The following is a 14,443-nucleotide window of genomic DNA, read 5'->3' on the forward strand; positions in this document are numbered from 1 at the left end:
AAACGCCGATAAATGCCTGATTTTGCGGGTTGTCCGATCCGGCAGGGCCGCCTACACTGGCGCGCACCGACGACCGCGCGGCGATGCATCGCTTTCGCGCCGATTCCGTCCCGCGCCGACCTGGAGAGAGTCCTCATGCGCCGACTGCTTGCCGCCACCTCCCTGATCCTGATCGCCGCTGCCGCGCAAGCGCAGACCGGCGCCGCCAATTGCGCCGCGCTGACCGCTTCGCGCGCGCAGCCGGTGCAGCCGACCCTGATCGCGCCGGTGGCGCCGGAACTGGTCGCGCCCTCGCATCAGCTCGGCGCGCCGACCGGCGTGCTGTCGCAGGCGCTCGACGAAGCGCTGTCGGTCGACCAGGTGCTGCTGCGCATGAAGCTCGACGCCTGCACCGTGGCCAAGGCCACGCCGGCCTCGACCGGCATGCCGTCGGCCAACGACCCGGCCGCGTACAAGCCGCAGACCCAGTTCGACAATACGCCGTGGCGCTTCGACATGAGCCAGGGCGGCAAGCGCATGACCGCCGACGAGTTCGCCGCCTGGATGAAGGCCAAGGGCGTGCGCGTGGCCAAGGGCGCGCCGGGCGCCGCCGCCGCGGCAGCGCCCGCGCCGGTCGCCGAAGCCGAGCCGCCGAAGGCCGAGGAAGGCAAGAAAAAGAAGTAAGGCCGGCGCGCCTGGCGCGCCGCTCGACGACGGCCGCGGCTTCGACCGCGGCCGTTGCGTTTTTCGCCGCTGCGCCGCGTTTTTTGCGGGAGAGGCTTCAGCCCCGACGCCTTCCGGTCGGCCGCCGCGATTGCGCGCGAAAGCGGCGGGGCCGAAATCCCTCCCGCAAAAAATCGCCGCAGGGGCTTTCCCGCAGAAATCGCGGCGAGAGTACCGTCCGCAAAATCGGCGGCGAAACCGCTCGGCGAAAAACGCCGCGGCCGTTGCTGGATTAAGTCCTGCGCGCGCGCGACGGCGGATCGGCCCCGGGCGAAGAAAATCGCGCGCCGCTGCGGCGGGCGCGGCTGCGATAATGCGCCTGCGCCGCGTCGGCGCCGGCTTTCGAATCCTGCGTATACGCCTTGAATAAACTCCCGCCCCGTCATGGCCTCGCCCGCGTGCTGTCCAAGCAGGGCGTCTGCTCGCGCAGCGAGGCCGCGCGCTGGGTCGCCGCCGGCCGCGTCGCGGTCGACGGGCGGGTGGTGCGCGATCCCGAATTCCCGATCGTGCAGGGCCGCCAGCGCATCCTCGTCGACGGCGAGGAAATCGGCGGCGCGCGCCGGATCTATCTGATGCTCAACAAGCCGCGCGGGCTGGTCACCACCGCCAGCGACGAGCGCGGCCGCGACACCGTCTACCGCTGCTTCGACGGCGCCGCGCTCGACGGCGCGCCGCTGCCGTGGCTGGCCCCGGTCGGGCGCCTGGACAAGGCCAGCGAAGGCCTGCTGCTGTTCTGCAACGACCCGCAATGGGCCGCGCGCATCACCGACCCCGAGCGCGGGCCGGACAAGACCTATCGCGTGCAGATCGACGCGATTCCCGATCCGGCGTTGCTGAGCGCCCTGGAAACCGGCGTCGACGAAGACGGCGAGCGCCTGCGCGCCAAATCGGCGCGGCTGCTGCGCAGCGGCGAGAAGAACGCGTGGCTGGAAATCGTGCTCGACGAAGGCCGCAACCGGCAGATCCGCCGGCTGCTGGCCGCGTTCGGGCTGGACACGCTGCGGCTGGTGCGGGTGGCGATCGGGGAACTGCCGCTGGGCGAGTTGCCCAAGGGGCAATGGCGGGCGTTGGATGAGGACGATCTGCGTAGGTTGGACTGAGGCTGGGCGGAAGCGGGGAAGAAAAGCGGGATTGGGGAACCGGGGCCGCGCAGCGGTTGCAAGCAGCGACGGCTTGCAGGGCTTTGGCTTTGCGGCCGCGATGCGCGCGTGCGGGCGTTGAGAACGTCGGCGTAGTTCGCGCTCGCCGTGGCGCGCCGCGGTACGGAAATCCGACCCGGGTACCAGTTGCCGCCGCGCGCCGCGGCTAGAGTCGCGGCAGGGCGCCGTCGGCGCCGGCGTGTGCGATCCGCCGGCGCGAAAAGGAAGACGGCGCGACGACAAGGAGGTGCAAGCCGGCGCGGGCCCGTCCCGCATGCAGGCCGGACACTCAGCGATCGCATCGCGCGCGCGGATCCCCCGATCCGCGCCGCCGCGGCTCTGCGCCGCTTCCCCATTCAAGGAGATCGTCCATGTCGTACGCAACGACCGATTCGACCGTGCCCGCGCACTTCTCGCCGCTGCCCCGCGCGCGGGCGCTGCTGGCGTTCCTGGCTGCGGCGCTGTTCGCCGCGATGCTGTCCTTCAGCGGCGCCGCCGCGGCCGATCCGGCGGTGGCCAGCCAGATCATGCAGATCGCGCGCCAGGACCGGCAGCTGATGGACCTGCATATCCAGATCGCCCGGCAACAGGCGTCCATGGGCAACATCGTCGGCGCCAAGAACAGCTACACCTCGGCGCAGATCCAGGCGATCAAGTTGAACATGGACTTCGTGCGCCTGGTCGCGGAGCACCGCGATTCGCTCGACCGCGGTCTGTACCGCAACCGCGCCGCGCTGGAGCGGGCGATCAATTACGCCCAATTGGCCAACGCCGACGCGCAGATGCTTTCGCTGGACCTGCAGCAACTGGTGCAACTGCCGACGTCGCCGCAACTGCAGACGCGGCTGCAGATCGACCTGATCACTTTCAGCACGCACCTGACCCAGCTCGAGCAGGCGATGAGCGAGGCTTGACCGCCAGCGGCCGCGCAACTTGAAGCGGCGAGGGCGCTTATCCCGCTTTCGCTGTTTTCGCCCGCCGGCCGGTACGCACAACGACCGACCAATTCCTTCAAGGAGAGAACCCATGTCGCATGCAATCGCCACCGTTTCGCCGCGCGCGCGCCGAGGCGCCGGCTTCCTGTCCGTCCTGCGCGCGTTCGCGTTGACGGCCGCGCTGTTGTTCAGCGCCGCGGCTCCGGCCGACCCGGTCCGCGCCGAGCAGATCATGCAGAGCATACGCACCGACCGCGCGCTGCTGGATTCGCACATGATGTACGTCAACATGTATCTGGATGCCGGCAACATCCAGGCGGCGCAGTTCAGCCTGTCGATGGCGTACTCCAAATCCATCCAGCTGAGCGTCGGGCTGTCCAATCTGCAAAACGAATTGCGCGATTCGCGCGCGGCCGGGCAGTACAACGACGCGCAGGCGTTGGATCGGGCGATCGCGTTTTCCGACTCCGCCGGCAGAGACATGCAGATGATCAAGGCCTATCTGATGACGCTGCAGATGGAGCGGCCGCCGTCGCAGTTCACCCGGCTGTTGCTGAAGATGGAGTTCCAGAAATTCGAGATCGCGATGCGCGATCTGCAGCAGGCGATGAGCGAGGCCTGAGCCTCGCGCGCGACGGGGCCGCCATGCGGTCCCGTCGCGATCCGCACACCCGCGGCCGCGATGGATGCGGCCGCATTCTGCGCTTCAAGGAGGGAACCCATGTTCGCGATACCGATCGATGTCCGCCGGCCTGCGCGTGCGCGCGCCGGCCTGCTGGCCGCCCTGCGCGCGTTCGCGCTGGCCGCGGTCTTGTCGTTCAGCGCCGGCGCGCAGGCCGATCCGGTCGAGCTGCAGCGGATCATGCAGAGCGTGCGCGGCGAGCACGCCGGGTTCGAATCGAATCTGCTGCAGGCCTACCAGGACCTCGACAACGGCCAGGTCGCTGAAGCCCAGCAAGGCTTCGGCCTGGCGCGCGCCAACACCACCGCGCTGAGCGCGGCGCTGGCCGAGCTCGATGCCGAGATGGACCGCTCCATGCAGGCGGGCGAGTACACCGACAAGCGCGCCTTGGCGATTGCAGTCCAGCACGGCAAGAACGCCAAGAAGCTGATCGACATGATCGATGCCTACCTGCAACTCATGCAGAACCAGCCGCATCCGTTCACGCGCGCGCTGATCGATTCGCGCCGGCCCGCGTTCGACAGCAAGATCGAACAACTGGAAACCGAGTTGGCCAAGAGTCAGGCCTGATCCGCTGCGTCCGCGCGCCGCATCGGCCTGCGGCTGCAGCGGCCGTCAAGCCGTTTCCGAAGGCTCGCGCCAGCGCGCCAGGCGCGCATCCAGCAGCGCGGCGACGACCTCGCGCGCGCGGGCGTCGCCGGGGCCGCGCGCGTCGTGGGTGCAGCCCTTGCCGTGGTTGCACGATGCGCAGGCGAGGGCGAGGTTGCGCGGATCGTCGGGCTCAAAGCCGACCCGCGCGCACAGCTCGGCCGCGGCGCGGCGGCCGAACCAGGCGCTGGGCACCACGTGTTCGAGCGAGGTCGTGCCGAGCGCTTCGCCGTCGGCGCGCAGCGCCAGGGCGCGGCGGCAATGCAGGCAGCGGCTGCGCCAGGTGTCGCCGTCGAGCGCGGCCAGCGCGTCGGTGCGCGCGGCTTGCAGCAGGCGGCGGCGCAGCGCGGAGCGCATCTCAGCGCGCCGCGCCGGCGACAGGCATGCCGGCGACGGGCCGGACCGCAGCGGTCCGGGCCGCAGCGGTCCATCGCCGCGCCGTCGTCACTGCAATCAGGCCTTGATCACGCCGAGTTCGCGACCGATCTTGATGAAGGCGTCGATCGCCCGGTCCAGATGCTCGCGGGTATGCGCGGCCGACATCTGGGTGCGGATGCGCGCCTGGCCCTGCGGCACCACCGGGAAGAAGAAGCCGATCGCGTAGATGCCTTCCTCGAGCAGGCGCTCGGCGAACTTCTGCGCCAGCGGCGCGTCGTACAGCATCACCGGGCTGATCGGATGCACGCCGGGCTTGACGTCGAAACCGGCCGCGGTCATGCGCTCGCGGAAGTAGGCGGTGTTCTGCGCCAGTTGCTCGCGCAGATCGCCGGCGGCCGACAGCATCTCGAACGCCTTGATGCCGGCGGCGACCACGTGCGGCGGCAACGAGTTGGAGAACAGGTAGGGACGCGAGCGCTGGCGCAGCAGTTCGATGACTTCCTTCTTCGCGGTGGTGAAGCCGCCGAGCGCGCCGCCCATCGCCTTGCCGAGGGTGCCGGTGAAGATGTCGATCCGGTCCATCACTCCCTTGACTTCGGCCGAGCCGCGGCCGGTCGCGCCGAGGAAGCCGGTGGCGTGGCATTCGTCGATGTGGACCAGGGCGTTGTACTTCTTCGCCAACGCGACGATTTCGTCGAGCGGGGCGATGAAGCCGTCCATCGAGAACACGCCGTCGCTGGTGATCAGCTTGGTCTTGCAGCCGGCGGCGTCGGCCGCTTGCAGCTGCTTTTCCAGGTCGGTCATGTCGCAGTTGGCGTAGCGGAAGCGCTTGGCCTTGCACAGGCGCACGCCGTCGATGATCGAGGCGTGGTTGAGCGCGTCGGAGATGATGGCGTCGTTCTCGCCGAGCAGCGGCTCGAACAGACCGCCGTTGGCGTCGAAGCAGGCGGCGTAGAGGATCGTATCCTCGGTGCCGAAGAAATCGGCGATGGTCTTTTCCAATTGCTTGTGCAGGTCCTGGGTGCCGCAGATGAAGCGCACCGAGGCCATGCCGAAACCGTGGGTGTCGAGCGCGTCCTTGGCCGACTGGATGATGTCCGGATGATCGGCCAGGCCCAGGTAGTTGTTGGCGCAGAAGTTCAGCACCGTGCGGCCGTCGGCGAGCCCGATTTCGGCCGACTGCGGGCTGGTGATGATGCGCTCGGACTTGAACAGGCCGGCGGCGCGGATCTCTTCGAGGGTGTCGGCGTAGTGCTGGGTCAGGGACATGGAGGCCGGGATTCGAGATTGGGGATTAGGGATTGGTAAGAGCGAGGCCGCTGGAGATCGGGAGGGACCGCTTTGCGAATCTCGAATCCCGAATCCCCATTCCCGGCTTCAGTCAGTTCCAGCTCAGCACGACCTTGCCGGCCTTGCCCGCTTCCATCAGGTCGAAACCCTTCTGGAATTCGTCGACCGGCAACTGATGCGTCAGCACCTTGCCGAGCGGGAAGCCCGACAGCACCAACTGGGTCATCTTGTACCAGGTCTCGTACATCTTGCGGCCGTAGATGCCGTGCAGGGTCAGGCCCTTGAAGATGATCTTGTCCCAGTCGGCGCCGGCGCCCTTGGGCATGATGCCGAGCATCGCGATCTTGCCGCCGTGGTACATGCAGTCGAGCATGTCGTTGAACGCGCGCGGGTTGCCGCTCATTTCCAGGCCGACGTCGAAGCCTTCCATGTGCAGGTCGGCCATCACGTCCTTGAGCGACTGGTTGGCGACGTTGACCACGCGCGTGGCGCCCATGTCGGCGGCGAGCTTCAGGCGGAAATCGTTGACGTCGGTGACGACCACGTTGCGCGCGCCGATGTGCTTGCAGATGCCGGCGGCGATGATGCCGATCGGGCCGGCGCCGGTGATCAGCACGTCTTCGCCGACCACGTCGAATTCCAGCGCGCAATGCGCGGCGTTGCCGTAGGGATCGAAGAACGCGGCCAGTTCGCTCGGGATCTGGTCCGGGATCGGCCACAGGTTGCTGGCCGGCATGACGATGTATTCGGCGAACGCGCCGTCGCGGTTGACGCCGATGCCGGTGGTGTTCGGGCACAGGTGCTGGCGTCCGGCGCGGCAGTTGCGGCAATGGCCGCAGACGATGTGGCCTTCGGCCGAGACGCGCTGGCCGACCTTGTAGCCGGTCACGCCGGGGCCGAGTTCGGCGACGCGGCCGACGAACTCGTGGCCGATCACCAGGCCCGGCTTGATCGTGCGCTGGCTCCACTCGTCCCACAGGTAGATGTGCAGGTCGGTGCCGCAGATGGCGGTCTTCTCGAGCTTGACCAGGACCTCGTTCGGACCCGGGCTCGGCACCGGCACTTCTTCCATCCAGATGCCCTTGCCGGCTTCGCGCTTGACCAGTGCCTTCATCGTTTGCGTCATGGGATTTCGATACCTAGGGGCCGCGGCCGGGCCGGGCGGGAAAGAAGCCCGAATTATACGCCCCGGGCGTGCCCGGGCCGGGCCGGCGGGTTTGCCCGCGGCGGGCGGCTTGGCCTATCGTCGCGGCTTCCTTGCCGTACGGAATCACCATGCGCCCCCGTGTGTTAGCCCTGTCCCTGGCGCTGTGCGCCACCGCCGCCCAGGCCGATGAAGGCATGTGGATGCCTTCGCAACTGCCCGAGATCGCCCGCCAGCTGCGCGCGGCCGGGTTCAAGGGCGACCCGGCCGATCTGGCCGAGCTGACCCGCGCGCCGATGAACGCGGTGGTCAAGGTCGGCGGCGCGACCGGTTCGTTCGTGTCCGGCGACGGGCTGGTGCTGACCAACCACCACGTCGCGTTCGGGGTGATCCAGTACAACTCCAAGCCCGAGCGCGACCTGATCCGCGACGGCTACGTCGCCGCCGACCGCGCCGCCGAACTGCCGGCGAACCCGGACTTCCGCGTGCTGGTGACCACCGGTTTCGACAAGGTCACCGAGCGCATCCTCAAGGACGCGCGCGGCAAGCGCGGCCGCGCCTACTACGACGCCGTGGACGGCGCGACCAAGACCCTGGTGGCCGAGTGCGAGCGCGAGGCGGGCTACCGTTGCAGCGTCGCCAACATGTACTACGGCAGCGATTTCTATCTGATCCGCCAGCTGGAACTGCGCGACGTGCGTCTGGTGTACGCGCCGCCGGACAGCATCGGCAACTACGGCGAGGAGATCGACAACTTCGTCTGGCCGCGCCACAGCGGCGATTTCACCTTGCTGCGCGCCTACGTCGGCAAGGACGGCAAGCCGGCCGACTATTCGCCCGACAACGTGCCCTATAAGCCGCCGGGCCATTTGCAGATCGCCACCGAGCCGGTGCGCGAAGGCGATTACGCGATGCTCGCCGGCTATCCGGGCACGACCTACCGCCATCGCATGGCTTCGGAATTCGCCCAGCAGGTGCAATGGCAACTGCCGTCGCGGGTGGCGCTGTTCGGCGACCTGATCAAGACCATCGACGCCGCCGCGGCCGGTTCGGCCGATGCGCAGGTCAGCTACGCGGCCCAGGTCAAGGGCTTCAAGAACACGCTCAAGCGCGCCCAGGGCGAGCTCGACGGCCTGCGCCGCAGCGACGCGGTGCGGGTGCGCGGCGAAGACGAGAAGGCGATGCTGGCGTGGCTCGACCGGCAGCCCGACGCGCGCGCGATCCGCGCCGACATCGACGCCGCGCAGAAGGTGCTCGACGCCGGCGCGGCCACGCGCGAGCGCGACCAGCTGCTCGCCGCGATCCGCACCCAGACCCAGTTGCTCAACGCCGCGCTGACCGTGCAGCGCCTGGCGGTGGAGCGCGCCAAGCCCGACGCGCAGCGCGAATCGGGTTATCAGCAGCGCGACGAAGTGCTGATCGCCGGCCGGCTCAAGCAAGTGCAGCGGCGTTACCGCAGCGCGGTCGAGAAGGACGTGCTGCTGTACCTGCTGAAGCAATACAAGCAGGCGGCGAAGGGCGAGTTGCGCGTGGCCGAGATCGAACGCGTGTTCCCGGGCGAGGACGAGGCCGCGCTCAAGCGCAGCATCGATGCGGTCTACGCGAACACCGGCCTCGGCGAAGAAGCCGCGCGCCTGCAGGCGATGCAGGCGGACGCGAAGGCGCTGCAGTCTTCGGACGATTCGCTGCTCAAGGCCGCCGCGGCGCTGAGCCCGGCGTTCGCGCGGATCGAGGAAGAAGGCAAGGCGCGCGAAGGCGAGCTGCTGCGCCTGCGCCCGGCCTACATGCGCGCGCTGATCGGCTTCCGCAAGTCGCAGGGCCGCGCGGTGTATCCCGACGCCAACTCGACCCTGCGGGTCAGCTTCGGCGCGGTCAGCTCGATGGATCCGCGCGACGGCGTGCGCTACCGCCCGCTGACCACGGTCCAGGGCATCGTCGAAAAGCACACCGGCGCCAAGCCGTTCGACGCGCCCAAGGCGCTGCGCGAGGCCATCGCCAAGGGCGATTTCGGCAGCACCGCCGATCCCGAGCTCAAGACCCAGACCGTCGATTTCCTGACCAACCTCGACACCACCGGCGGCAATTCCGGTTCGCCCGTGCTCGACGCCAACGGCCGCCTGATCGGCCTGAACTTCGACAGCAACTGGGAAGCGGTCAGCGCCAGCTGGATGTTCGATCCGCGCTACAAGCGCGCGATCCACGTCGACATGCGCTACCTGCGCTGGCTGTTGGCCAAGGTGTATCCGGCGCCGCATTTGCTGAAGGAAATGCAGCTGCCGGCGGAGTGAAGGCGAGGCGCGGGCGAAAGCCGCTCATCGGTGCGGCTTTCGCTTCTTCCTCACTCCGCTAGGCCCGTTCTCGCTTCAACCGTTAGACTCATCAGTCGTTTTTCTTTACGAATCAGGGGTATGCGCATGCGTTACACGATTTTGGCCGCCGCGGTCGCGGCAGGGGCGCTGGGGCTGTCGGCTCCGGCCGCGGCGACGGAAGGCATGTGGGTGCCGCAGCAGTTGCCGGAGATCGCCGGGCCGCTGAAGAAGGCCGGGCTCAAGCTCGATCCCAAGCAACTGGCCAACCTCACCGGCGACCCGATGGCCGCGGTGGTCTCGCTCGGCGGCTGCACCGCCAGCTTCGTGTCCAATCAGGGCCTGGTGGTGACCAACCACCACTGCGCCTACGGCGCGATCCAGCTCAATTCGACCGCGCAGAAGAACCTGATGCGCGACGGCTTCAACGCGCCGACCCGCGGCGAGGAAGTCTCGGCCGGCCCGTCCTCGCGCGTCTACGCGCTGGATTCGATCCAGGACGTGACCGCGCAGATCCAGGCCGCGATCGACGGCGTCGCCAGCCCGATCGAGCGCACCCAGGCCGCCGAAGCCGTGTCCAAGCGCCTGATCGCGCAGTGCGAGGCCGATCCGGGCTACAGCTGCGAAATCGCCAGCTTCTTCGGCGGCGTCACCTACCGCCTGTTCCGCAACATCGAGATCAAGGACGTGCGCCTGGTCTATGCGCCGCCGGGCAGCATCGGCAACTACGGCGGCGAAGTCGACAACTGGATGTGGCCGCGCCACACCGGCGATTTCTCGTTCTACCGCGCCTACGTCGGCAAGGACGGCAAGCCGGCCGAATACGCCAAGGACAACGTGCCCTACCAGCCCAAGCACTGGCTGAAGATCGCCGACAAGCCGCTCGGCGAAGGCGATTTCGTCATGGTCGCCGGCTATCCGGGCCGCACCAACCGCTACGCCCTGGCCAGCGAGTTCGACGCGACCCAGAGCTGGAACTATCCGACCATCGCCCAGCACTACAAGAACCTGGTCGCGCTGGTCGAACGCACCGCCAAGCAGGACCCGGAAATCGGGGTGAAGTACGCCAGCACCGTGCGCGGCTGGCAGAACGTGCTGAAGAACTACGACGGCCAGCTGGAAGGCTTCAAGCGCATCAATGCCGGCGCCAGGAAGCACGCCGACGAAACCGCCGTGCTGGCGTGGCTGCGCAAGCGCGGCGATGCCGGCAAGACCGCGCTGGCCGCGCACGCCAAGCTCGAAGAGCTGCAGGCGCAGGTGGTCGAGCACCGCCAGCGCGACCTGGTCTACAACCAACTGCGCCGCGGCGGCGTCATCAGCGCCGCCGCGACCCTGTACCGCGTGTCGGTGGAACGCGCCAAGCCCGACGCCGAGCGCGAGCAGGGCTACCAGCAGCGCGATCTGCCCGAGATCAAGGCCGCGCTGGAGCAGATGGAGCGCCGCTACGATCCGCGCATGGACCGCGAGCTGCAGGCCTACTGGCTGCGCGAATACGTCAAGCTGCCGGCCGGCGAACGCATCGCCGAACTCGACCGCTGGCTCGGCGGCAACGACGAGAAGGCAGTCAAGCGCGCGCTCGACAAGCTGGCCAAGACCAAGCTCGGCTCGCTCAAGGAACGCCTGGCGCTGTTCAACGTCGACCGCGCGGCGCTGGACAAGAGCCGCGATCCGGCGATCCAGCTGGCGCAGGCGCTGCTGCCGGCGAACCTGCGCATGGAGCAGGAAACCAAGATCGCCGGCGGCGAGAACGCGGTCGCGCGTCCGGCCTACCTGCAGGGCGTGATCGATTACCGCAAGAGCCAGAAGCAGTCGGTGTACCCGGACGCCAACTCGACCCTGCGCATCACCTTCGGCAACGTCAAGCCGTACACCAAGCTCGACGGCAGCAAGCAGGCCGCGTTCACCAAGCTTGAGGAAGTCGCGGCCAAGGCCACCGGCGCCGAGCCGTTCGACGCGCCCGATTCGCTGCTGGAAGCCATCGCCGACAAGCGCTACGGCGGCCTGGAGGACAAGCGCCTGAAGACGGTGCCGGTGAACTTCCTGTCCGACCTGGACATCACCGGCGGCAACTCCGGCTCGCCGGTGCTCGACGGCCAGGGCAAGCTGGTCGGCCTGGCCTTCGACGGCAACTGGGAATCGGTGAGCTCGAACTGGGTGTTCGATCCGGCGATGACCCGCATGATCGCGGTCGATCAGCGCTACATGCGCTGGATCATGCAGGAGGTCTACCCGGCGCCGCAGGTCCTCAGCGAGCTGGGCGTGGCGCCGAAGAAGAAGTAAGCGGGCGGTTCGCCGCGATGGAAAACGCCAGCCTTCGGGCTGGCGTTTTTTTTGCGGCCGCTGTCGCCCGAGAGTTCTTGTCGGAGAGGCTGAAGCCGCGACGCTGAGGTCGCGCCTGTGCGAAACAAGAGCGCCGGGCCGAAGCCTTGCGCAAGCGGCGCCGCCGCGATAACGAAAATTTTAGTTTTCACGTCGGGAAAAATTAGCGCAGCGTTAAATCGCGCGCCGATCGCAGCGATGTCGCTTTTGGCAATGGCCTTCACAGTTTTCTCCAGGCTAGACTCGTCCTCCCTCGAACCCCGGGACGTTCTTGATGCGATACGCGGTGCTGGCCAGAGCGATGGCGATGACAGGGACGTTGCTCAGCGGCTTGGCCTGGCACGGCGCGGCGCGCGCGGTGGAAGGCCTGTGGATGCCGGCGCAATGGCCCGAGCTGGCGTCGGCGTTGAAGCAGTCCGGCCTGCGCGCGACGCCGAAGCAACTGGCGCAGTGGACCGATCCCAAGGGCGACCCGCTCGGCGCGGTGGTGCCGCTGGGCGGCTGCACCGCCAGCTTCGTCTCGTCCAAGGGACTGCTGCTGACCAACCACCACTGCGCGCTCGGCGCGATCGCGCTGAATTCCACCGGCCAGCGCAATCTGCTGCGCGACGGTTTCAAGACCGGCACCAACAACGAAGAAGTCTCGGCCGGGCCGAACGCGCGCATCTACGTGCTCGACTCGGTCCAGGACGTGACCCAGAAGGTGCAGTCGGCGCTGGCGTCCGCCGCCGATCCGGCCGCGCGCATGGCCGCGCTGGACGCGCTGGAAAAACAACTGGTGAGCGAGTGCGAGCGCACGCCGGGCTACGGGTGCCGCTTGTACAGCTATTTCGGCGGCAACCGCTTCGAACTGCAGCGCAGCCTGGAAATCCGCGACCTGCGCCTGGTCTACGCGCCGCCGGAAGGCATCGCCAACTTCGGCGGCGAGAACGACAACTGGATGTGGCCGCGCCACACCGGCGATTTCGCCTTCTACCGCGCCTACGTCGGCAAGGACGGGCGGCCGGCGCCGTACGCGATCGACAACGTGCCGTACCAGCCCAAGCGCTGGCTCAAGATCGCCGACAAGCCGCTCGGCGCCGGCGATTTCGTCGCGCTCGCCGGCTTTCCCTCGCTGACCAACCGTTACGCGATGGCCGACGATTTCCAGGCCAACGCCGAATGGACGTACCCGACCGTGGCCGCGCACTACAAGCGCCTGGCCGCCTTGGTCGAGGCCGAAAGCCGCAAGAATCCGCAGACCCAGGCCAAGTACGCCGCCACCGTGCGCGGCTGGCTCGGCGCGGCCAAGAACTACGAAAGCCAGATCGAAAGCTTCCGCCGCGCCGGCACCGCGCAGCTCAAGCGCAACGAGGAGAACGAGTTGCTGCAGTGGCTGCGCGGCAAGGGCGCGGCCGGCCAGCCGGCGCTGGACGCGCACGCGCGGCTGGTCGAGCTCGGAAATCAGGCGCGCGCCGAACGCGACCGCGACCTGATCCTCGGCCAGCTCGCCGCCACCGGCGCGCTGTGGAACGCGGCCCAGCTCTACCGCGGCGCGATCGAGCGGGCCAAGCCCGACGCGCAGCGCGAGAACGGCTTCCACGACCGCGACCGCGGCGCGTTCGAGAACGGCTTCAAGCAGTTCGACCGCCGCAGCGACGTGCGCGTGGACCGGCAGATCCTCAGTTACTGGCTGCACGAATACGTCAAGCTGAGCAAGGAACACCGGGTCGCGGCGATCGACCAATGGCTGGAAGGCGACGACGAGAAGGCGATCAAGCGCGCGCTCGACAAGGTCGGCAAGTCGCGCATGCTCGGGGTGGAGCAGCGCGCCGGCTGGCTCAACGCCGAACGCGCCTCGTTCGAGAGCAAGGACGCGCTGAAGGACGCCGCGCTCGGCTTCGCGGTCGCGGCGATGCCGACGCTGACCCAGATGGAGCAGGAGATCCGCACCCGCGCCGGCGAAACCCTGGCCGCGCGGCCGCTGTACCTCAAGGCGCTGGCGGATTTCCGCAAGAGCGTCGGCCGCGCCGCGTATCCCGACGCCAACGGTTCGCTGCGCCTGAGCTACGGCACGGTCACCGCGTACACCAAGGACAACGGCGCGCGCCAGTTGCCGTTCACCCGGGTCGAGGAGATCGCCGCGCGCAACAGCGGCGCCGCGCCGTTCGCCGCGCCGCAGCCGCTGCTCGGCGCGATCTCGGCCAAGCGCTTCGGCGCGCTGGCGGACAAGCGGTTGGAATCGGTGCCGGTGAACTTCCTCGCCGACCTGGACATCACCGGCGGCAATTCCGGCTCGCCGGTGCTCGACGGGCAGGGCAAGCTGGTCGGCATCGCCTTCGACAGCAACTGGGAATCGGTCAGCGCGAGCTGGCTGTTCGATCCGGCCGCGACGCGCACGATTTCGGTCGATCAACGCTATATGCGCTGGGTCATGCAGGAAGCGTTCCCGGCGCCGCGCTTGCTCGCGGAGATGGGCGTGCCGGCTTCCGGCAAGTAGCCGAGAGCAGCGGGCGCAGGGGAGCGAGCGAAAGCTCTTTCTCGCTGCTGATTTCTACGCGCCCGTTGCCGCTCGAAAGCCGCGGCGCATGGCGCTGCGCCGCGGCCGGATCGCTACGGCATCAATCGCGCGGCGGCGGGCAGCTCATGTGGCCGCTGCTGTACTTGGCGGTGCGCACGCCCGATTCGGTGTACACGCCGCTGCAGCTCAGCTCGGCCTGGCCGACCACGTTGCCGGCGGCGTCGAAGTAGAAATAGAACTCGCCGATTTCGTCCGGACCCGGCGGGCGGGCGAGGGCGGCGGTGGCGACCAGGGCGGCGGTCAGGCCGAGGCCGAGGGCGAAAGACTTGCGCATGACGAACTCCTGTTGACTGTGCGGAAGATGGACGTCCGCGGCCTTGCGGCGCGGGCGGTGGCGGGA

The 14,443-nt window shown here is 68.4% G+C and carries 13 protein-coding genes; 8 read left to right on the forward strand and 5 right to left on the reverse strand.

All coding sequences use genetic code 11. The features are described from left to right. The first annotated feature begins 135 nt into the window (after positions 1-135). The 5 genes from JHW38_RS23045 to JHW38_RS23065 all read left to right on the forward strand — a co-directional run bounded on the left by JHW38_RS23045 (position 136) and on the right by JHW38_RS23065 (position 4,028). The gene (locus tag JHW38_RS23045) at positions 136-663 is read left to right on the forward strand and encodes a hypothetical protein (protein ID WP_242691054.1); all 528 of its coding nucleotides are present in this window, start codon (positions 136-138) and stop codon (positions 661-663) included. A 401-nt stretch (positions 664-1,064) separates the two neighbouring features. Further along, positions 1,065-1,802 (forward strand): pseudouridine synthase, encoded by a 738-nt coding sequence (locus JHW38_RS23050; protein ID WP_242691056.1) that lies wholly within the window; start codon positions 1,065-1,067, stop codon positions 1,800-1,802. A 410-nt stretch (positions 1,803-2,212) separates the two neighbouring features. Continuing rightward, on the forward strand, positions 2,213-2,755 hold the full coding sequence (locus tag JHW38_RS23055) for a hypothetical protein (RefSeq protein WP_207523613.1): 543 nt from the start codon (positions 2,213-2,215) through the stop codon (positions 2,753-2,755). A gap of 112 nt (positions 2,756-2,867) precedes the next feature. Next, the gene (locus JHW38_RS23060; RefSeq protein WP_207523614.1) at positions 2,868-3,398 is read left to right on the forward strand and encodes a hypothetical protein; all 531 of its coding nucleotides are present in this window, start codon (positions 2,868-2,870) and stop codon (positions 3,396-3,398) included. Between the two features lie 99 nt (positions 3,399-3,497). Then, complete coding sequence (locus JHW38_RS23065) at positions 3,498-4,028, forward strand: hypothetical protein (protein WP_207523615.1); 531 nt, start codon at positions 3,498-3,500, stop codon at positions 4,026-4,028. 45 nt (positions 4,029-4,073) lie between these two features. On the opposite strand, the gene JHW38_RS23070 is transcribed toward JHW38_RS23065, so the two are convergent. The 3 genes from JHW38_RS23070 to tdh all read right to left on the reverse strand — a co-directional run bounded on the left by JHW38_RS23070 (position 4,074) and on the right by tdh (position 6,900). After that, a complete protein-coding gene (locus JHW38_RS23070) occupies positions 4,074-4,463 on the reverse strand; it encodes an HNH endonuclease (RefSeq protein WP_207523616.1) in 390 nt (129 codons plus the stop codon). A gap of 96 nt (positions 4,464-4,559) precedes the next feature. Beyond that, positions 4,560-5,753, reverse strand: coding sequence for a glycine C-acetyltransferase (gene kbl / locus JHW38_RS23075; RefSeq protein ID WP_207523617.1), 1,194 nt, complete (start codon positions 5,751-5,753; stop codon positions 4,560-4,562). A 112-nt stretch (positions 5,754-5,865) separates the two neighbouring features. After that, positions 5,866-6,900, reverse strand: a complete 1,035-nt coding sequence (tdh, locus tag JHW38_RS23080) for an L-threonine 3-dehydrogenase (RefSeq protein WP_206410976.1) — start codon at positions 6,898-6,900, stop codon at positions 5,866-5,868. Between the two features lie 149 nt (positions 6,901-7,049). On the opposite strand from tdh, the gene JHW38_RS23085 reads away from it, so the two are divergent. Beyond that, positions 7,050-9,206 (forward strand): S46 family peptidase, encoded by a 2,157-nt coding sequence (locus JHW38_RS23085; protein ID WP_207523618.1) that lies wholly within the window; start codon positions 7,050-7,052, stop codon positions 9,204-9,206. 204 nt (positions 9,207-9,410) lie between these two features. Beyond that, positions 9,411-11,504 (forward strand): S46 family peptidase, encoded by a 2,094-nt coding sequence (locus JHW38_RS23090; protein ID WP_207526481.1) that lies wholly within the window; start codon positions 9,411-9,413, stop codon positions 11,502-11,504. Here the strand turns inward: JHW38_RS23090 and JHW38_RS23095 are convergent. Beyond that, entirely contained in the window at positions 11,450-11,767 is a 318-nt protein-coding gene (locus JHW38_RS23095; RefSeq protein WP_207523619.1) for a hypothetical protein, read from the reverse strand. The genes JHW38_RS23090 and JHW38_RS23095 overlap by 55 nt on opposite strands. 83 nt (positions 11,768-11,850) lie before the next feature. On the opposite strand from JHW38_RS23095, the gene JHW38_RS23100 reads away from it, so the two are divergent. Further along, a complete protein-coding gene (locus tag JHW38_RS23100; protein WP_242691058.1) occupies positions 11,851-14,022 on the forward strand; it encodes a S46 family peptidase in 2,172 nt (723 codons plus the stop codon). Between the two features lie 121 nt (positions 14,023-14,143). Here JHW38_RS23100 and JHW38_RS23105 read toward each other — a convergent pair whose 3' ends face one another. Continuing rightward, positions 14,144-14,377 (reverse strand): DUF6289 family protein, encoded by a 234-nt coding sequence (locus tag JHW38_RS23105; RefSeq protein ID WP_207523621.1) that lies wholly within the window; start codon positions 14,375-14,377, stop codon positions 14,144-14,146. Positions 14,378-14,443: the final 66 nt, after the last annotated feature.

The sequence above is a fragment of the Lysobacter enzymogenes genome (assembly GCF_017355525.1).
GTDB lineage: Bacteria > Pseudomonadota > Gammaproteobacteria > Xanthomonadales > Xanthomonadaceae > Lysobacter > Lysobacter enzymogenes_C.

Coding starts and splice junctions, on each gene's coding strand:
- JHW38_RS23045 (WP_242691054.1), top strand. CDS start 136: ATGCGCCGACTGCTTGCCGCCACCTCCCTGATCCTGATCGCCGCTGCC.
- JHW38_RS23055 (WP_207523613.1), top strand. CDS start 2,213: ATGTCGTACGCAACGACCGATTCGACCGTGCCCGCGCACTTCTCGCCG.
- JHW38_RS23060 (WP_207523614.1), top strand. CDS start 2,868: ATGTCGCATGCAATCGCCACCGTTTCGCCGCGCGCGCGCCGAGGCGCC.
- JHW38_RS23065 (WP_207523615.1), top strand. CDS start 3,498: ATGTTCGCGATACCGATCGATGTCCGCCGGCCTGCGCGTGCGCGCGCC.
- JHW38_RS23070 (WP_207523616.1), bottom strand. CDS start 4,463: ATGCGCTCCGCGCTGCGCCGCCGCCTGCTGCAAGCCGCGCGCACCGAC.
- kbl (WP_207523617.1), bottom strand. CDS start 5,753: ATGTCCCTGACCCAGCACTACGCCGACACCCTCGAAGAGATCCGCGCC.
- tdh (WP_206410976.1), bottom strand. CDS start 6,900: ATGACGCAAACGATGAAGGCACTGGTCAAGCGCGAAGCCGGCAAGGGC.
- JHW38_RS23085 (WP_207523618.1), top strand. CDS start 7,050: ATGCGCCCCCGTGTGTTAGCCCTGTCCCTGGCGCTGTGCGCCACCGCC.
- JHW38_RS23090 (WP_207526481.1), top strand. CDS start 9,411: ATGTGGGTGCCGCAGCAGTTGCCGGAGATCGCCGGGCCGCTGAAGAAG.
- JHW38_RS23100 (WP_242691058.1), top strand. CDS start 11,851: ATGACAGGGACGTTGCTCAGCGGCTTGGCCTGGCACGGCGCGGCGCGC.
- JHW38_RS23105 (WP_207523621.1), bottom strand. CDS start 14,377: ATGCGCAAGTCTTTCGCCCTCGGCCTCGGCCTGACCGCCGCCCTGGTC.